A 19226-nucleotide genomic window follows, 5' to 3' on the forward strand; every position below is an offset into this window, starting at 1 on the left:
TTATGCCGAAATTTCTCCTGATTTGTATCGCCTTTTTTTGGAGTACAATAACCATTCAAGCTCAAAATTATGAATTGGGCAAAGTAACAATCGCAGAATTAAATGAGAAAGTTCATCCTAAAGATAGCAGCGCACCCGCTGCTATCTTGTTTAAAAAAGGAAGAACTTATTTTGGATATAACAAAGATGTTGGATTCTACGCAAATCATGTCTGTGAAGTAAAAATCAAAATATACAGGAAAGAAGGTTTAAGCTGGGCCGACCAGAAAGTGCGCTTTTATACTGGATACGAAAAGTTAAACGAAGATCGTTTAGAATTTTCAGAAGCCGTGACCTATAATTTAGAGAATGGAAACATTGTAAAAACAAAACTAAACAACCAGGGAGAATTTAAAACCAAGATTAATAAGTATTGGAAGGAAAAGACGATTACCTTGCCAAATGTAAAAGTCGGTTCTATCATTGAGTACAAATATGTTTTAAGATCTGAAAATCTTATTAAATTTCCAGATTTTGATATTCAGTTTGATATTCCTGTTGATTATTTTTATTATAAAACACAGATTCCAGAGTTTTACATTTATAAACCGCTCTTAGTTGGAGGAATTCCGCTCGAAACAGAATCTAAATTTACAAGTGCCAGTCAGAGCTTTGATAATGCTTACAGCCAGACAAGCTCATTTAGCTATAAACAAATTGAAACCTTTTTTAAAGGAAAAGATGTTCCAGCGCTAAAAGAGGAACCTTATGTTAATAATTTAGAAAATTATCGAGGAAGTATTCAGCAAGAATTAGAAAGAGTTCGTCTGCCTGATCAGCCTGTTAAAGACTACAGTTTAACTTGGGAAGGTGTTGCAAAAACTATTTTTAAAGACGAAAGTTTTGGAAAACAGCTTAATCAAGGCACTTTGTTTACAGATGATTTGAATAAATTATTGACTAACGTAGAAGATAAAAAAGAAAGATTGAATCTGATTTTTACCTATGTCAAAAATCGAATGAACTGGAACGAAATTAATAGCTATTACACAGAAAAAGGAGTTGAAAAAGCTTATAAAGAACAAACTGGAAATGTTGCAGAAATAAATTTTATTTTGATAAACATGCTTCGCGCAGCTGGTATAGAATCAAATCCTGTTTTGGTAAGTACAATTCAAAACGGACTTCCGGTTTATCCCACAAGAACTGGATTTAATTATGTAATAGCAGCGGCAGAAATTGATGGTAAAAGAATTCTTTTGGATGCTACTCACAAACTCACAGCGCCTAACATTTTACCATTAAATGTTTTAAATTGGAAAGGGCGACTAATTAAAAAAGATGGGAGTTCGGAAGAAATTGAATTAGATCCAGTAGCACAGTCGAAAGAAATTTATGGCTTGATGGCTAAAATTGATCCAGATGGAAAAATGAATGGTCAAATAAGAGTTCAAAGGACAGATTATGATGCATATAGTTTTAGAGAAGAAAATAATGGTAAAGCAGAGGACGTTTATCTGGAGAAATTTGAAAATAATTTGGGAGATGTAGAGATTTCAAATTATTCAATAGAAAATCAGAAATCAAATTTGGATCAATCTGTTGTAGAAACTTTTTCATTTACATCAAATAACCGTTTTGATATTATTGATGGTAAGATTTTTATCGATCCATTATTGTTTTTTACCAGAAATAAAAATCCTTTTAGCCAAGAAAAAAGGCAAATGCCTATCTATTTTGGATATAAAAATATGGAAAGATTTAATTTTAGTATTCAAATTCCAGAAAACTATGCTGTAGAATCTATTCCAAAACCGGTAAAGATAACTTCAGAGGATAAACAGATGTCTTATATCTTAAATTTTTCGGTTGCTGGAAACAAAATTCAAATTGTGAGCCAAAAAGAAATCAACAATAGTATTTTTGCAGCTGAGGATTACGGAATGATAAAAGAGTTTTTTCAGAAGATGATCGTAAGCCAAAATGAAAAAATAATTCTTAAAAAGATATAGAAGATGGATTTGAAAAATGCACAATTAGCTGTTGACACTTGGATAAAAGAACACGGAGTTCGTTACTTTAATGAATTAACCAATATGGCGCAGCTTACAGAAGAAGTTGGTGAGGTTGCCAGAATTATTGCGCGCCGTTATGGAGAACAATCTGAAAAAGAAAGCGATAAGAACAAAGATTTAGGAGAAGAATTGGCAGATGTTGTTTTTGTTGTGCTATGTTTAGCCAATCAAACAGGAATCGATTTGCAAGCGGCTTTCGACAAAAAAATGGATTTAAAATCGGTTAGAGATAAAGATCGTCACAAAAACAATGATAAATTGAAATAATTGTGAAATATCACTCATAAGTTTTGAATTATGAGTTTTCAATTTTGAATTATGAATGGGGAGTGGTAAATTGCGGGGCTGAATTATGTTTCTAATCATTCATAATTCATAATTCACAACTTACAATTAAAAAAATGAATTTAAAATTAAGCACGAATTCACCATTCACCATTGATGATTCGCAACTAAATATCACCGGTTCAAAAAGTGAAACGAACCGTTTATTGCTTCTAAAAGCTTTATTCCCAAATATTACTTTAGCCAATACTTCAAACTCAGACGATAGCGAAGTAATGCAGAAAGCATTAGTAGGAAATGATGAAATCGTAGATATTCACCACGCCGGAACTGCAATGCGTTTCCTGACTGCTTATTTTGCTGTAAACGAAGGTAGAGAAGTGGTTATGACAGGTTCTAGCAGAATGCAGGAACGCCCAATCAAAATTTTGGTTGATACTTTAAGACAATTGGGGGTTGAAATCTCTTATGAAAAAGAAGAAGGTTATCCGCCAATTCGAATCAGAGGAAAAAAAGTTACGGCTTCAAAAGTTACTTTGGCAGCAAATGTGAGCAGCCAATATATTTCAGCACTTTTGCTTGTAGCTTCAAAATTAGAAAATGGATTAGAATTGACTTTAGAAGGAGAAATCACTTCGATTCCATATATCAAAATGACTTTGGCTCTGTTGAATGATTTAGATATTAAAACCAGTTTTGAACGCAATGTAATTAAAGTTTATCCGAAGGAAACTGTTGAAACAAAAGAAATGGTTGTAGAATCGGACTGGAGTTCGGCTTCTTATTTCTTTAGTCTTGTAGCTTTGGCCGATGCAGCAAAAATCACTTTGAGCAGTTATAAAGAAAACAGCCTTCAGGGAGATTCTGAATTAGTTTCGCTGTATGAAAAAATGGGAGTGAAAACTACTTTCCAAAACAATAAAATGACTTTGGAAAAAGTGTCAGGATTCAATTATCAAGATGTAAATTTTGAATTGAACAATACGCCAGATATTGCGCAAACAATTGTAGTAACTTGTTTAGGTTTAGGAATTGGATGTCATTTAACAGGTCTTCATACTTTAAAAATTAAAGAAACAGACCGATTAGAAGCGCTTAAAACAGAACTTACAAAATTAGGAGCTAATATTTCTGTAACTAATGATAGCTTGACTCTAGTAAAATCTGATACTATAAATCACGATGTAAAAATCGGAACCTATAATGATCACCGAATGGCAATGGCTTTTGCGCCGTTGGCAATAAAAGTTCCAATTATTATAGAAGATGCAGGAGTTGTTTCAAAATCGTATCCAGATTTTTGGGACGATTTAAAGGCTTTAAACTTTCAAATTTCAGAATTGTAAAAAAAATGAACCATGTAAGTAATATAAGTTCATTTAAATAAAAGCTTACTCAAAGTATTTAAAACATAGCCTCTGGTTCAGCCAGAGGTTTTTTATGTCCAAGTTTGAATATAATCGCAAAGTTTGTGATTTCGACGAAGGAGAAATCTTCGCAAGTAGCTCCGCAATCAAAATCTAATCTTTGTCGAGTTTCTGGCGAAGATTTCTCCTTCGTCGAAATGACAATAATATGTTGAAAATGTTTCTTATAGAAAAAAACACATTTTTAATGGTTCTCGAAACCTCACAAAATCAAGGACTTTTGAAAATAAAAGCCAAAACACTTGACAACGCCTATCTCACAATCGTATATTTGCAACCGATTTAAAATTTTAGATAAACAAATCTAAAAACTACACTCTAAAATCAACAATTCAAATATGAAATTATCACACTTCAATTTCAATTTACCGAAAGAACTTTTGGCTGAATTTCCAGCAGAAAACAGAGATGAATCTCGCTTAATGGTAATTGACCGTAAAAAAAACACTATCGAACATAAAATGTTTAAAGACGTGATCAACTACTTTGATGACGGAGACGTTTTAATTCTTAACAATACAAAAGTTTTCCCTGCGCGTTTGTATGGAAACAAAGAAAAAACTGGAGCTAGAATTGAGGTTTTCTTATTAAGAGAATTAAATTCAGAGCAACGTTTATGGGACGTTTTAGTAGATCCTGCTAGAAAAATCCGTATTGGTAACAAACTTTATTTTGGTGACGACGATTCGTTAGTTGCTGAGGTAATTGACAATACAACTTCTCGTGGTAGAACTTTACGTTTCTTATACGATGGTTCTTATGAAGAATTCAGAAACAAATTGACTGAACTTGGAGAAACTCCAATTCCTAAATACATCAACAGAGACGTTACTCCAGAAGACGCTGAAAGATACCAAACGATCTACGCAAAAGAAGAAGGAGCTGTAGCGGCGCCAACTGCTGGTCTACACTTCTCTAAGCACCTTTTGAAAAAATTAGAAATCAAAGGAGTAAATTTTGCTGAGGTAACTTTGCACGTAGGTTTAGGAACTTTTAATCCAGTTGAGGTTGAAGATTTATCTAAACACAAAATGGATTCTGAGGAATTAATCATTACACAAAAAGCTTGTGATATTGTAAACGAAGGAAAAGCAAAGAAAAAACGTATTTGTGCTGTAGGAACAACTTCTATGCGTGCAATTGAAAGTTCTGTTTCTTCTGCGAATACGTTGAATCCTTACGAAGGATGGACAAATAAATTTATTTTCCCTCCTCACGATTTCAGTATTGCAAACTGTATGATTACAAACTTCCACACGCCAAAATCAACATTATTAATGATGATTTCTGCTTTCTGTGGTCACGATTTAATGAAAAAAGCATACGAAGAAGCGATCAAAGAAGGATACAAATTTTATTCTTACGGAGATGCGATGTTAATTCTTTAATAAGAATTAATTTTTCACTATAAGAACCCGACAGTTTTTTAGAAGCTGTCGGGTTTTTTATTTGTTTCAAGTTTAAAGTTTCAAGTTTGACTTTCGGTGCGAAATTTAAACGCAATCCCGATAGCTATCGGGAGCAAGGATTTTTTGCGAACTTAGCGTTTGTAAATGTTAGCCTTAATAAAAAAAAGACTTTGCGAACTTTGCGTTAAAAAAACACACAAAGCATATCAACCTGAAACAAACCAAACAAAATTTGTTATTTTAGCAGGCAAAACAAAAACAAAATGACTTTTCAAAATACACGCGAATTTGCACGAGAGTTAGATTCGAAAGACGCATTAAACCATTATCAAGAACAATTTATTTTTCCTAAAGTAAACGATAAACGAGTTATCTATTTTACAGGAAACTCATTAGGACTACAGCCAAAACGTACCAAAGCATACATTGACGAAGTAATGAATGATTGGGCAGAATTAGCTGTCGAGGGTCATTTTTATGCTGAAAAACCTTGGTGGGATTATCAGGAAAGATTTGCAGAACCATTGAGTAAGATTGTTGGAGCGCTTCCGTCAGAAGTTACCGTAATGAATACTTTGACAGTAAATCTTCATTTGCTGATGGTTTCTTTTTATCAGCCAAAAGGAAAACGTTATAAAATTATCTGTGAAGAAAAAGCTTTTCCGTCAGATCAGTATATGTTTCAAAGTCAGGTAAATTTTCACGGATACAAACCTGAAGATGCAATTGTAGAAATTAAACGCAGGGAAGGAGAACACAATATTCGTTTGGAAGATATTTTGGCAAAAATTGAAGAAGTTGGAGATGAACTGGCTTTAGTTTTAATTGGCGGAGTAAATTATTATACAGGACAAGTTTTTGATATTAAAACCATAACTGCTGCGGGACAAAAAGTTGGCGCAAAAGTGGGTTGGGATTTGGCACATGCTGCCGGAAATATCAAATTAGAACTTCATGATTGGAATGTAGATTTTGCTGCTTGGTGCAGTTATAAATATATGAATTCAGGTCCAGGAAATGCTTCTGGATGTTTCGTTCACGAAAAACATCACAATTCAAATTTACCCAGATTTGCAGGATGGTGGGGACACAACAAAGAGCGCCGTTTTAAAATGGAGCCAAATTTTGATCCCGTTCACGGAGCCGACGGATGGCAAATTAGTAATCTTCCAGTTCTTTCTTTAGCGCCATATTTGGCTTCAGTAGAAATGTTTGCTGAGGTTGGAATGGACTCATTAATTGCAAAACGTGATCACATTACTTCATATTTGGAATTTATTCTTCACGAAATTGATAAAGAAGTAGAGAGTACTTTCGAAATCATTACACCAACAAATCTAGCAGAAAGAGCTTCGCAATTATCTGTTTTCCTTCACGGAGAAGGAAGGGCTTTATTTGATTATCTAATGAAAAACGGAGTAATTACAGATTGGCGCGAACCAAATGTAATTCGTCTGGCTCCAGTCCCGTTATATTGTTCTTATGAAGATATGTACGACTTTGGACAAATCTTGAAAAAAGGGATTTTAGGGAAATAAAAAATAATCTCGCAAAGGCGCTAAGACGCAAAGTTTTTTTATTTAAAAGAAATAATTAAGCGTACCATTTGTCATTTCTGGATTTCTCGAAATGACAAAAATGAGAATTACTTTGCGCCTTCTCGAGCATAAATTATTCAGCTTTAAAATCAAAGTGTTTGCTAGAAACGACTCCAATCTTCAAATGTTATAAACTTTCAAAAAAATTCTGTAACAACCGTTATAACAGATATTTCTTAATTTGTAGTGTATAATTTTAAAATTACAAGATCATGAAAGGCTTATATATTTTATTGACCGTGATATTTTTAACTTCTTGTCAACAACAAAATAAAGAAGATATAAATAAAGCCAAACAAGCCAGCATTGATTCAATGAAAGTTGAGATTAACAAACAGCGAGTTATCGATTCAATGAAGACAGAAATGGCAAAATTAAATGAAGAAAAGATCGAAGCTCAAAAAGAGAAAGTCGTGGTTGTTCATCAGCAAGATGGAACAGCTGCAACCACTACAACTACTAAAAAGAAAGGTTGGAGTGCAACAGCTAAAGGAGCTGTAATTGGTGCAGGTGTAGGTGCTGCAACTGGAGCAATTGTCAGTAAGAAAAAGGGAGAAGGCGCTATTATTGGCGGTTTGGCTGGAGCTGCAGTGGGTACAGGTACTGGAGCTGTTATTGATAGCAAAAACACACAGAAAGAATAACTTTATTCTATAAATAAAACAAACCCCAAATTAGAAATAATTTGGGGTTTTTAATTTTAAACCAACTCTGAAACGGGAATTTTTATACCAACTAATTCTGATTTACAAGAATCGAGTTGATTTAAGTCGCCTTTAAAGACTGTCGTCGATTCAAATAAATTTTTATAATACTCAATTCCATCTAACAGATTAGATTTAAAAGAATTCCATTTTTTAAGCTGAGCCGCTGTAAACTCTCCAGAAACAGATTGAATTTCATTTCTAAAATAATTAATATACATTTTAAGCTCTTTTATAAATAAGTTCGGACGATCATTTGTTCTAATAATCGACTTGCCTTGATAGATATGCTGGATCATTTGTTTTAAAGAAACTTCCTGATCAAAATATGCCAAGTTTGGCCCTGGGCAAATTACAACCCCTTGTGCTTGGCCTTTTATTTTAATATTATTTTCTAGATAAGAAGCATTAGCCAAACCAACGCAAAGGCACGATTTTTCGGTGATTTTGATTTTATTTTTTTCAAATTCATCAGCAGATAGAGAATTCTTTTTTGCTTCAAGTTCTTCCAGTTTTATATCCTGATATTTTTTTGAAGCAGTACAAATTCCGTGAGGATCGTATTCTTTGCTTAGAGCTAAAAATTTCTTCGGGCATGAACTTCCCGCTTTATTCTCGTGAATTCGTTTTTGCTTTAAGAATTCGTTTGTAGTTCCCTTCAAAGTATTGAATGGAACTCCCAAAGGCGAAATATTACTTAAATAAAAATCATCTTCTTTGGCATTCATTAATAAATTACGAGTTTCTTTATCGACAGATGTTGCTTCAGGAACTAATAAAAATGGAGAACCCCAACCAACAGAATCAACATTATATTCGTCTAATAAAAATTCATGTTCAGCAGCAGTTCCAACACCGCCTTGAACCGTAATTTTTAATTCTAAAGGATTTTCTGGAAAATGCTGATTTTTTACCTGTAGAGCTTTAATCATTAATTCGTGGGCAGATTGTATCAATTGATCTTTTTTCTGCTTGAATTCTTCTAAAATAGTGCCTAAAAGAAGTCCGTCGGTAGCGAAGGCGTGTCCTCCGCAGTTCAGCCCCGATTCGATTCGGTATTCTGAAACCCACAGACCTTTTTTAGCCAAGAAATTTCCCTGAATCATTGCCGATCTAAAATCGCTTACTTTTAAAATGATTTTCTTTTTAAGCTCATTGTTTTCATTCGGAAAAAAATCTTTGAAATTTTCGAAATAGCCAAACAATCTCGGATTCATTCCTGCAGAAAGTACAACAGAAGATTCCAAATTACTATTAGCAAAACCTCTTAAAGCGGCATGAGCATCATTAAACTCAATTGGCAACTGTTCGTTTTTGATAAAATTATCTTTGTCCAATTTCGTCATGATGTTTACATCGATATCTCCAGGAAAAAGATGCGATTCGATATAATTCTGAATGTTTTCTTTAAAGGTAATTCCGTCATCCAGTAAATTCTGAAATCCTTTTTTAATATCAGAAGTATTCGGCAGCATTGATATGAAATTTTCTAAAGCTGTTTTGCTTTCTGCCAATTCTGTTTTGAAATTTTCGAATTTCTCTTTTACAATTTTATCAACTAAATTTAAATAAGAGGTAATTCTTTCAGCGCGGTAATCATGAAATTTTTGAGTAATTTCTTCGTAAGGAATATTGAATTTAGTGCTGTAAAAATTACGCATCTTCTCAATCAGATCATCGTCTGCCAAAGCAATAACAGATGAAATCCCGTACTGTGCTACTCGTATAGGACTGTCAATGGTATAGGCAAGTCCCATTACCGGAATATGAAAAGTATGCAGATTATTTTTTGTCATTTGTATTCGGATTAAAATAGAAGCAAATGAAAAAAAATAAATTCTCCTAAAACCTGATAATTGTCAGGTTCAAGTTGTGAGAAAGGTTTTTTCGCCACGAATTCACGAATTTTATTTTTTTGATTTGTGTAATTTGAATTAAATAGTCGCAAAAAATTGAGGTAATTCGTAAATTCGTGGCAGAAAAAAATTATATCAAAATCTTCTTCAAAGATTCCGCAATACTTCTCCACAAAAGATTGTAGAACGATCTATCTTGCAGTCGTTCTACTTCAACTTCTGCAGTTTTTGCTTTGTCTTTCGAATCGTTTTTGACTAATAAATTGGCAACTGCGCTTTTGAGTTTGGCTTCTTTTTCTGGATTTTTTTTCTTATATAATTTGACTTTAAGATCATCATAATCTAAAGAAGCATTCCCTTTTGAACCATTATCATTCCCGTAAAAATTAAAACGATATTTATGAAAAGTCCCCGTAAAAGTCGTGTTGATATAGGGTTTTGTGAATCTTGTCATGCCTTTAACATCAAAATTCGAAATCACACCTTGAATATGAAATCCATCCGTTTTATCCAAAACATTAAAACTCCAATCGACATCGAGAGGAGAACTTTTCATAAAAATACATTTGACTTTTATTTTTACATCATTCATTTTTTTCAAACCAAAACCACTTCGCAGATTTGTTGCTTGAAGATTAAATTTGTCGAAAGTTAAAGCGCCTGGTTCTTTAGAAACATCAATTTCTTCTTCATAAACCAATTTTGATTTCAAAACCTGGAGTGTATCAATTTGCAGCGGAAATTTTAGATTTCGCAATAAATGATTGTAAAGGTATTTTTTGCTTGGATCGTCTTTCAGCATTTTTCCGCGGTAAATATTGGCATCAAAATGATGAATCACAAGCGAATTGGCTTTAAAATAAAAGTGGTCATTTTTAAAGCCCCAATCCATTTTTTCAACCTGAGCAGAATCAAATTTTAAATTGTAAATGTCTTTTTCTTTGTCGAGTCTTTTTATAAATTCATATCGTTCAAATTGAGGAAGATTAGAGAAATTATTGATTTTTAAAAAATTCTTTTCGGTACTTATTTTTCCAATATTGATATAATAGAAACCATTTGGCCTGTAAAACAAACTGTCACAAACCAAAGCATAATTTTTATATTGGAGTGGAATTTTTTCTTTCAAAGTAGCATCAGTAATTAGAATGCCTTCTAGTTTTAAAAGGATTTTTTTAACGCTGAAAATAGGTTTTTCCGAATCTAGAGAAACAACATCAACTGTTCCATCGTTTAAATAAATATTAGAAACTGCTATAATTTTTCGGAACGGATCAACAATTTCTTTTTCAATGCTTTTACTGTTATTGATTAATTTTTCGCCTTTTTTGTATAAAATGATTCGTGGTTTATTAATAATGATACTCTCAGCTTGAATGATGTCACGGAAAGCCAAATCCCAAATGTTAAAGTGTTTTATGGTGACGGATTCGATTTTTGAAAAAAGCCCATTTTTACTGTCTTTAGGCTCGTTTTTCGGACTTACAAGCAAAGTTTGGGCATTAATATTTCTAGAAAAAAGAGAAACTTCAATTTTTTCATAATTGATATTGTATGCGGTTTTGTTTTTTTCGTGAATAATGATTGGAAGCTGTTTTTTTATCCAGTAATTCAACCCGATGTTGGCAAGAATTGCAATAACTAGCAGAGAAATTACTACAATCGCTATTTTTTTATAGATTGACATTTATAGTATTAATTTTAAATACATAAATTTAGAGTTTTAAAGACGGCTGTCTCTTATAAGATTTTTTAGAAAAATTACATTATTACAAATTTCATCCTTTTTCAGAATATGAGAATAATTAAAAAAATCCTGCTGGCCTTATTGGTTCTTATAGTAATTCTTGCGATTGGTTTGTGCGCCTATATTTTTCATTTAAAGCCTAAGTACGAAGGTTTATTAGAATTAAAAAATCTTAATAAAGAAACAACAGTCTATTTTGATGATTTTGGAGTGCCTCATATTTATGCAGATTCTGAAAAAGATGCCATGACGGCACTTGGTTATGTGCATGCGCAAGAAAGATTGTGGCAAATGGAATTATTACGACGAATTGCGCCAGGACGTCTTTCTGAAATTTTTGGTGGAGTTGCGCTAAAGAATGATAAATTTTTTGCTGGAATCGGAATTGAAGAAGCTTCGGCGAAAGCCATTGCAAAATTGGATAAAAACAGCGAAAGCTATAAACTCACTCAAGCTTATCTGGACGGAATTAATCAATATCTCGAAGAAGGAGTAACTCCGATAGAATTTACTTTGGTTGGCGTAAAAAAGCAGAAGTTTACCATAAAAGACGTTTATAATATTTTTGGTTATATGTCTTTTAGTTTTGCTATGGCACAGAAAACAGATCCATTGCTGACAGAAATTAAAAATAAATATGGCGTTGCTTATTTGAAAGATTTGGGTATTGAAGGAGAATTTAATAATACAAAAATTAAAATCTCAAAAGAGAAAACTGAAGAATACACTGAGATTTCAAAATCTATAACTGCCATGTTGGATCAGTCTCCGATTCCGTCATTTGTTGGAAGCAATAGTTGGGTTGTTGGTCCACATAAATCGAAAACAGGAAAAGTTATTTTTGCTAATGATCCACATATCGGATTTTCGCAGCCTGCAACTTGGTACGAAGCACATTTGGTAACTCCAACACATGAATTATATGGCTGTTATTTGGCAGGAACTCCGTTTCCGCTTTTGGCACACAATAGAGATTATGCTTATGGTTTGACGATGTTTGAAAATGATGATATCGATTTTTATCAAGAAAAAAACAAAATAGACGATGCTTCTCAATATCAGACACCGACAGGATTCAGCAAGTACGAAATCAGAAAAAAAACAATAAAAGTAAAAGATTCTTCAGATGTTGTTTTGACAGTTAAGATTACGCGTCACGGACCAGTTATGAATGATTTTGTCGCTAATTTGGAAAAGAAAAATCCAATCGCAATGTCTTGGACTTATACAAGAGAGCCAATCTTGATTCTTGATGCTGCTTATGGTCTTTCGCATGCTAAAAACACTACTGATTTTAAAAAATCTGTTAGCCTAATTGCTGCTCCTGGGCTGAATGTAATGTACGGAGATGCCAAAGGAAATGTGGCTTGGTGGGCAAGCGGGAAATTGTACAGACACAATGAAGGCGTTAATACACATTTAATTTTAGACGGTTCAAGCGGAAAAGATGATATTACCAAATTTTTAGATTTTGAGCAAAATCCATCAGCTGAAAATCCTGCGTGGGGATATGTTTATTCTGCCAATAATCAGCCTGAAGCTATAGACAATGGTTATTTATATCCGGGATATTATCTGCCAGAAGATCGCGCCAAAAGAATTTCGGGAATTTTAGACGCAAAATCAGATTGGGACAAGGAAGCCATCAGCAAAATGATTTATGACAATACTTCTGATGTTGCCGTTGAGGTTGTTAAAAATTTGATTGCAAGTTTAGACAATAAATCGCTTTCTAATAAAGAAAAAGAAGTAATAAATGCTTTAAAATCTTGGAAAGGAACGACCAATTTAGAAGATGTGGCGCCAACGATTTACAACAAATGGATTTATTTATATCTAAAAAATACTTTTGAAGACGAAATGGGCAAAGACAATTTCAATTTGTTTTTGGGGATTTCTGTAGGAAAACAAGTTGTTGCCAATCAGATAAAAAACGAAAATTCGGTTTGGTGGGATAATATCAAAACAAAAAATATAAAAGAAACCAGAACAGAAGTTGTTTCAAAATCTTTTCATGACGCAGTTGCCGCATTGCAAAATCAGTTAGGAGAAAATATCTCAGAATGGAATTGGGGTAAAGTACATACTGTAGAACACGAACATCCTTTAGGAAAAGTCAAAGCACTTCGCGGATTGTTTAATGTTGGGCCTTTCAATTCTCCAGGTTCAAATGAAGTAATCAATAATTTATTCTTCGGATTTAATGATGAAGGAAAATATTACACCAAAGGCGGACCTTCAACAAGAAGAATTGTCGATTTTGCCGATGTAGAAAATAGCTGGAGCATTTTACCAACAGGACAGTCTGGAAATCCTTTCAGCAAACATTACGACGATCAAGCCGAAATGTACAACGCAGGAAAGTTCAGAAAAATGAAACTGAATAAAGACGAAATCGTGAAAACTTCTACGAAATTGGTTTTGAAACCTAAGAAATAGTTTTTGGTTTCAGGTTTGAAGTTTCAAGTTATAACCTTTGTCAAAGTTTAAAACTTTGACAAAGATATATGTGCAAAGAAAAACTTTGCTCCTTTGTTACTTTGTACCTCTGAACCTTATTTCAAAAGATATTTCCCCTTCACAATATCATCAGCAAAAATGTTTAGATTATTAATAAGCACTTTATTATTGGTCATTACATTTTGGGACTGATAAGCGGTGTCTTTTTCGTAAGCTTTTAATAAAATTTCCAATTCAACTTCATCAAAAACAACAAAACTATTGTAGATGGCATCTCTGAAATTTTTGTAATTGATGCTCTGGGTAATTTCCATAGCTTTTTGTTCGTTCCAGCCTTCTTTTGCCGAAGCCTCATTTATTTTTGAAAGGCAGAAATCAATCACATAATTTTTATAGCAAGTTGCCTCAACAATTCTGTCTATTATAATTTTGTTCTGCTGACTCGGCATCAGTGGCTGACTGTTTTGCGATAAAGATTTAGAAGAAATAAAAAGACATAACAATACAGCTAAGAAACTGTGATTTTTTAGATTTTTCATAGGTCATTCAGTTATTTTGGGTGAGCTAAAATAGTACTTTAGAAAAATAAATCATCAGGTTGAATGTCCCAAGTTGTAACAAAAAAGCTCCGAAAAAATAGATTTTATATCTACTTTTTCGGAGCCATTTATAAGAATTTAATCTACAATTATTTGCCTTTATTTTTTAGAAAGCTCTTCCAAAACTTTTTTCCCGCCTTCATTTGTAGGATCCAATTCAACAGATTTCTTATAGTTGACCATCGCTAGTTTTTTATCTCCATCAGCCAAATACGCTTCACCTAAACTATCATAAACATTTCCAGATTTAGGGAAAGCTTCTACGTTGATTTTGAAAACCTCAATCGCTTCTTTCTTTTTTCCAGTTTGCAATAATTGATATCCAACTCTATTCATGTCACCTTCTTTAATGGCATAGGTTGGATCGTTTTTTAGCTTTTTGTAGGCTTCTGTTCCAGCCGTTGCACCTTTTTCATTATAAATATCTAATAAGTCAAGAGCCAATGATTTTTTGGGCTGATTAAAAGGCTGGTTGTATAAAATAGCGCGAATTGTTGTATTCATTTCTCCCAAAACAGTTCCGCCAGTGTTATTCAATAAAACAACAAGATTCTTGTCTTTAGGAATACGCGAAATAATAGTATTAAATCCGTTGATGCCACCACCGTGCTCCACAACAGTCAATTTATCGTTTCCGTTTGGCACTTCATAAGTTGACCATCCGTATCCGTAAAAACCATTCCATGCTTTAATGTAAGGTTTAAATAAAGAATTCATGCTTTTCTCAGAAAGCAATTTATTAGTATAAAGTGCTTGATCCCATAAATACAAATCTTCTACAGTAGAATACAAAGATCCAGCGGCGTACGGAATGCTCATGTCAAGATAAGGAGCGTTGACAATTTTCTTTCCTTCTTTTTCATAACCTGCAGCTCTATTTTTTATAATAACCTCGCTATGATCGTAACCAGTATTAACCATTTTTAGAGGTGTAAAAATCGTTTCTTGAAGATTATGCTCATACGATTTGCCAGTAATTTTTTCGATAATATAGCCCAATAGAAAATAACCGGAATTGCTATAGTTGAACTTTTCGCCCGGAGCAAAATCTAGCGGAAGACTAGAAAATGTTTTTACAAAAGCTTCTGGAGTATAAGGATTTCTTGCTTTTTCTTTTAGAAAATTTGGTGCATTGGTATAATTTGGAATTCCAGAGGTATGAGTCAATAAATGATGAATCGTAATTTTATCGCCATTTTCCTTTGGATAATCCGGAAGATAACTAGTAATAGGAACATCTAGTTTGATTTTTCCTTCTTCTGCCAGTTTTACAATCAAAAGAGCAGTAAATTGTTTACTGATTGAACCCAATCTGAATTTAGTATCAGGCTGATTCGGAATATTCCATTCCATGTTGGCAGAGCCAAATCCTTTTTTAAAAATTACCTTTCCGTTTTCGGCTACTAAAGCAGAACCGTTAAATTGTCCGTATTCATTGTATTTGTTTAAAAGCTGTTCGATTTGCTGCGCTTTATCTTGAGCAAATGTGCTGAATGCCGTAAGCTGGAAGGCAACAAAAAGTGCAATAAGTTTGATTGATTTTTTCATAATGGATTGATTATGGTTTAAGATTGGTGAAAATGATTCGCTTTTTGATTGATGATTGAAACTCTATAACAAAAAGATATTCAGTGTATTAATCAAAAATATGATTTTTTTTACGGAATAAATAGATGTCTTAAAACTTTAGACGATTGATTTGCGATTTGGTTTCACGAAAAGTTCATTTTTTTCAGAATATAAAAAAGTAGAGCACAGACCTGTTGCTTTAAAACTTGGTCTATGCTCATAACTAACAAATATTTTTAATGCTATTAAGCAGTTAAAATTTTACTTATGTATAATAATAAAAGGATAAATAATTTTAGCATGTTTTCAGATTAAAATTAATATCTGATTGAAGTGGAAAATTATTTTGTTTCGATATCGACTATTTTTCTACCGTTTTCTCCGAGATAATGCACCACAATATTTTCGTAAACTTTATAGCCATCATCGACATTGGTAAAAATTACCAAACCCTGTTTCGTTTTGGGAAGCAAAATAAAAATAGTCTGAACGCCTTGATCTGCGCCGCCATGAGATAGAGCATAGTTTTCATTTCCTAAATCGTAGATTTCAAAACCTAAACCAAAATATTTGTTCTTTTTGGTCTGAACTTGATGCGAAATCATATCTTCAAAAACTTTTTTGCTTAATCCTTCGCTATTCATAACGCTCGATAAAAATCTGCCATAATCTCCAATCGTGGTCAATAAATCATCGGCTGCATTTGCCGATTTATTTTTAGTTGGTTCGTAAGCATTGCCGTTTTTGTCATAATTGATGGCATATCTCGAAAGATCAATTTTATCATTCCAGATCAATTGAGAATCGGTCATTTTTAAAGGTTCAAAAACTAATTCTAAAGCCAATTGATTTAATGTTTTGTGGAATTTTTTCTCCAGAGCTTTTCGCAAATATTCAAATCCTTCTCCAGAATACTGATATTGAGTTCCGGGCTTAAATTTGAAATCTAACTTTTTGGACTCATTAAAAGTTCTCCAATTTGGAAAACCCGTTTGATGACTCAAAACAATTCTCGTGGTCAGTAATTTTAAATAAGGATCTTTCGCAATATCTGGATCAGTCCAATATTTATAAAGCGGTTCGTCCAAATCCCATTTTCCGGCACTTACTAATTTTAAAACAGTTATAGCAGTTACAGGTTTTGTTAGCGAAGCCACATTCCAAATTGTATTATATGGTGCAGATATGCCTTTTTTGAGTTCGCCAAAAACTTTTACCTGTTTTAGTTTTCCGTCTTCAATAATTCCAATTCCCAAAGCGGGAACATTATTTTCTTTAAGCCATTTTTCGGTTTCCTGATCATTGTCAAAAAGATTTGATATTCCAGCACTAGAACTTGTCATTTGATGATTATAACTCAGCGATCTGGCTAGTTTCCATTCTTTATTTTTTAAAAGCCATAAATGGGTAAATTTGGCAAAACTTCCAGCTTGTTCCTTATTTCCAACAGAACTTTCGTAAAAACGATGCATTCCCATTTGAATGGCACCATATAAAACGCCATTTTTGTATAAAGGATAAATTTCTGTGCTTCCATCTATTAATTCTCTCCTATAATTATATTTTCTTGTTGGAGAACAGATGCCATTTTGAAATGTTTTTAGAAATCTTGCCTTATCAGAAATACTGTCTTTGTCGTGGTAAAATTCAAAATCTTCAGTATAAAGATTTTCAAATTGTTTTACATCGCAGGTATTAAAACCAATGTTGAAAAGAAGACTGTCTTTTGACATAATGGTTTTATATAAAGCTGAACTTTTTTCCTCCTGAGAAAATCCAAGTTGGCTTTGAAAGAATAAAATTCCAATTAAAAGAAATTTTAATTGAAAAAGAGATGAATTGATTTTCATTGTGATTGATTATTGATTGATGATTCTGCAAAAGTAAATCAATCAAAACTCGCAAAATTGTACAAATGCGAAAACTTATCTTTTATGAGAAAGAAAATATGAATTTGGATCGAATGTTTTGGGAGTCGTTTTCGTTACATCTTTAAACTTTCTTATAAAATGGGATTGATCAAAATATTTATTGTAAAGTGCAATATCGGTCAGTTTCAATTTTTCTAAATCAGAATTCACCATTTGATCAACAGATTTTCGAAACTTTAAAATCTGAATATATTTTTTAATTGTTAATCCAGTTGCCGTTTTAAACTTAATCTGAAGCAATCGCTGTGAAATTTTTAATGCTGTACTGATTTCTGAAACCGAAATTTCGGAATCTTGACTTTTAATAATTTCGCAGATTTTTTCAATTATATTTTTCTCTGAATGCAAATCAGATAAAGCTTCAAAATAAGTATTTATTGTATTTAATATAATTTCTATATCGGAGCCAATCTGAATTTTAAAGGGTAGCTCTTCGGGATTAATTTTGATGATGGAATCGGTAAAATTGCTCAAATCATATTTAGGAAACATCGAAAGTGTCCATGTATGAAACTGAATGATGGTAACTTTTGTTTTCGGATAAATATTGACCAGAACTTTATTAGTCATTTGCGAACAAAAGTAAACACCTTCGTTCATCTCATATTTGGCTTTACTCGTATGAACTTCGATGGAATTTCCAGTTACAAAAGCGAGATTGAAACAGCCGTTTGGCAGAACAAGTTTGTTTTCGATCAGGCTTTCGCCAATGCTGTTGTCCAAACACCAAATTTTATTGACGAATCGTTCCGTTTTAGAATTTACATAATGTTCGGAGTATAACTGCATTTTAGTCTGTGATGTAATAGTTTAAAATCGCAGACTAAAATACAGTTTTTCTGAGTTATTGTTTTAAACAAACTCTCCAAAATTATCTCGTTTACTATTCTGCCATTCTTCCAAAATAATACTGAAATAAACATCATCTTTACTTTTCCCTTCAGAATCGACATAATTGTTTCTAAAAACGCCTTCTTTTACGGCGCCTAATTTTTCAATAGCTTTTTGAGATCTTAAATTTTCAAGATCGGCACTGAATTGTATTCTTCGAAATTGAATATTTTCAAAACCAAAATTCAATAATTCATATTTACACGCTTTGTTTAAACCAGTTCCCTGAAAATCTTTGCCGTACCACGTCCACCCAATTTCACATTTTTGGCTTGCGTGATTCAAATAACCATAACGCGTGCTTCCAGCAACTCGGTTTGTGGCTTTGTCAATAATAAGAAATGGATAACAAATTCCGTCTGCTTTTTGTTTTAATGTACTTTTTATATAGTTTTCAAAATCTTCATCGTTACGAACATACATTCCCATATACTTCCAGATTTCATCATCAAAAATAATTTCCTTGAGTTCTATGTTTCTTTTGCTTTCAAATGGGACTAAAAGCACTATTTCATTTTCTAATATAATGTCTGACTTTAGAATTTCGCTGTTCATGAATTTTGAGTTTAACTTATGGAATAATTTAGCACAAAACTAATTGTTTAATTTTTGTAAATAAATTTAATAAAATAACATTTTGTTATATTTTTAAATTACTAAAAAACGAGGTAAATCTTCGGAAATGAATATTTACAA

At 32.7% G+C, this 19226-nt stretch carries 14 protein-coding genes; 7 read left to right on the top strand and 7 right to left on the bottom strand.

The window, feature by feature from the left end; genetic code table 11:
* Positions 1-2 precede the first annotated feature (2 nt).
* The 6 genes from GR162_RS17355 (at position 3) to GR162_RS17380 (ending at position 7417) form a co-directional block, all read left to right on the top strand.
* Positions 3-1991 carry a DUF3857 domain-containing protein gene (locus GR162_RS17355; protein ID WP_160783145.1) on the top strand — a complete coding sequence of 663 codons (1989 nt, stop codon included), beginning with the start codon at positions 3-5 and terminating at the stop codon, positions 1989-1991.
* Between the two features lie 3 nt (positions 1992-1994).
* Positions 1995-2321 carry a nucleotide pyrophosphohydrolase gene (locus GR162_RS17360; protein WP_008465007.1) on the top strand — a complete coding sequence of 109 codons (327 nt, stop codon included), beginning with the start codon at positions 1995-1997 and terminating at the stop codon, positions 2319-2321.
* A 134-nt stretch (positions 2322-2455) separates the two neighbouring features.
* Positions 2456-3685: a 3-phosphoshikimate 1-carboxyvinyltransferase gene (gene aroA / locus GR162_RS17365; RefSeq protein ID WP_160783146.1), complete on the top strand. Its 1230-nt coding sequence runs from the start codon at positions 2456-2458 to the stop codon at positions 3683-3685.
* Between the two features lie 419 nt (positions 3686-4104).
* Entirely contained in the window at positions 4105-5154 is a 1050-nt protein-coding gene (gene queA / locus GR162_RS17370) for a tRNA preQ1(34) S-adenosylmethionine ribosyltransferase-isomerase QueA (protein ID WP_008465005.1), read from the top strand.
* Positions 5155-5438: 284 nt separating this feature from the next.
* A complete protein-coding gene (gene kynU / locus GR162_RS17375; RefSeq protein WP_160783147.1) occupies positions 5439-6713 on the top strand; it encodes a kynureninase in 1275 nt (424 codons plus the stop codon).
* Positions 6714-6985: 272 nt separating this feature from the next.
* Positions 6986-7417, top strand: a complete 432-nt coding sequence (locus tag GR162_RS17380) for a YMGG-like glycine zipper-containing protein (RefSeq protein WP_160783148.1) — start codon at positions 6986-6988, stop codon at positions 7415-7417.
* Positions 7418-7473: 56 nt separating this feature from the next.
* Here GR162_RS17380 and GR162_RS17385 read toward each other — a convergent pair whose 3' ends face one another.
* Both GR162_RS17385 and GR162_RS17390 read right to left on the bottom strand, forming a co-directional pair.
* A complete protein-coding gene (locus tag GR162_RS17385) occupies positions 7474-9273 on the bottom strand; it encodes a hypothetical protein (protein ID WP_160783149.1) in 1800 nt (599 codons plus the stop codon).
* Positions 9274-9463: 190 nt separating this feature from the next.
* Complete coding sequence (locus GR162_RS17390; protein ID WP_160783150.1) at positions 9464-11020, bottom strand: hypothetical protein; 1557 nt, start codon at positions 11018-11020, stop codon at positions 9464-9466.
* 108 nt (positions 11021-11128) lie between these two features.
* Here GR162_RS17390 and GR162_RS17395 point away from each other — a divergent pair, with 108 nt between their 5' ends.
* Entirely contained in the window at positions 11129-13519 is a 2391-nt protein-coding gene (locus GR162_RS17395; RefSeq protein ID WP_160783151.1) for a penicillin acylase family protein, read from the top strand.
* Positions 13520-13635: 116 nt separating this feature from the next.
* Here GR162_RS17395 and GR162_RS17400 read toward each other — a convergent pair whose 3' ends face one another.
* The 5 genes from GR162_RS17400 to GR162_RS17420 all read right to left on the bottom strand — a co-directional run bounded on the left by GR162_RS17400 (position 13636) and on the right by GR162_RS17420 (position 19085).
* The gene (locus GR162_RS17400) at positions 13636-14079 is read right to left on the bottom strand and encodes a hypothetical protein (protein ID WP_160783152.1); all 444 of its coding nucleotides are present in this window, start codon (positions 14077-14079) and stop codon (positions 13636-13638) included.
* Positions 14080-14238: 159 nt separating this feature from the next.
* A complete protein-coding gene (locus tag GR162_RS17405; RefSeq protein ID WP_160783153.1) occupies positions 14239-15687 on the bottom strand; it encodes a serine hydrolase domain-containing protein in 1449 nt (482 codons plus the stop codon).
* A gap of 362 nt (positions 15688-16049) precedes the next feature.
* Positions 16050-17558, bottom strand: a complete 1509-nt coding sequence (locus tag GR162_RS17410) for a serine hydrolase (RefSeq protein ID WP_160783154.1) — start codon at positions 17556-17558, stop codon at positions 16050-16052.
* A gap of 75 nt (positions 17559-17633) precedes the next feature.
* On the bottom strand, positions 17634-18428 hold the full coding sequence (locus GR162_RS17415) for a helix-turn-helix transcriptional regulator (RefSeq protein ID WP_160783155.1): 795 nt from the start codon (positions 18426-18428) through the stop codon (positions 17634-17636).
* A gap of 63 nt (positions 18429-18491) precedes the next feature.
* Positions 18492-19085 carry a GNAT family N-acetyltransferase gene (locus tag GR162_RS17420; protein ID WP_008464984.1) on the bottom strand — a complete coding sequence of 198 codons (594 nt, stop codon included), beginning with the start codon at positions 19083-19085 and terminating at the stop codon, positions 18492-18494.
* Positions 19086-19226: the final 141 nt, after the last annotated feature.

The sequence above is a fragment of the Flavobacterium sp. HBTb2-11-1 genome, from assembly GCF_009826975.1.
Taxonomy (GTDB): domain Bacteria; phylum Bacteroidota; class Bacteroidia; order Flavobacteriales; family Flavobacteriaceae; genus Flavobacterium.

Coding starts and splice junctions, on each gene's coding strand:
- GR162_RS17355 (WP_160783145.1), top strand. CDS start 3: ATGCCGAAATTTCTCCTGATTTGTATCGCCTTTTTTTGGAGTACAATA.
- GR162_RS17360 (WP_008465007.1), top strand. CDS start 1,995: ATGGATTTGAAAAATGCACAATTAGCTGTTGACACTTGGATAAAAGAA.
- aroA (WP_160783146.1), top strand. CDS start 2,456: ATGAATTTAAAATTAAGCACGAATTCACCATTCACCATTGATGATTCG.
- queA (WP_008465005.1), top strand. CDS start 4,105: ATGAAATTATCACACTTCAATTTCAATTTACCGAAAGAACTTTTGGCT.
- kynU (WP_160783147.1), top strand. CDS start 5,439: ATGACTTTTCAAAATACACGCGAATTTGCACGAGAGTTAGATTCGAAA.
- GR162_RS17380 (WP_160783148.1), top strand. CDS start 6,986: ATGAAAGGCTTATATATTTTATTGACCGTGATATTTTTAACTTCTTGT.
- GR162_RS17385 (WP_160783149.1), bottom strand. CDS start 9,273: ATGACAAAAAATAATCTGCATACTTTTCATATTCCGGTAATGGGACTT.
- GR162_RS17390 (WP_160783150.1), bottom strand. CDS start 11,020: ATGTCAATCTATAAAAAAATAGCGATTGTAGTAATTTCTCTGCTAGTT.
- GR162_RS17395 (WP_160783151.1), top strand. CDS start 11,129: ATGAGAATAATTAAAAAAATCCTGCTGGCCTTATTGGTTCTTATAGTA.
- GR162_RS17400 (WP_160783152.1), bottom strand. CDS start 14,079: ATGAAAAATCTAAAAAATCACAGTTTCTTAGCTGTATTGTTATGTCTT.
- GR162_RS17405 (WP_160783153.1), bottom strand. CDS start 15,687: ATGAAAAAATCAATCAAACTTATTGCACTTTTTGTTGCCTTCCAGCTT.
- GR162_RS17410 (WP_160783154.1), bottom strand. CDS start 17,558: ATGAAAATCAATTCATCTCTTTTTCAATTAAAATTTCTTTTAATTGGA.
- GR162_RS17415 (WP_160783155.1), bottom strand. CDS start 18,428: ATGCAGTTATACTCCGAACATTATGTAAATTCTAAAACGGAACGATTC.
- GR162_RS17420 (WP_008464984.1), bottom strand. CDS start 19,085: ATGAACAGCGAAATTCTAAAGTCAGACATTATATTAGAAAATGAAATA.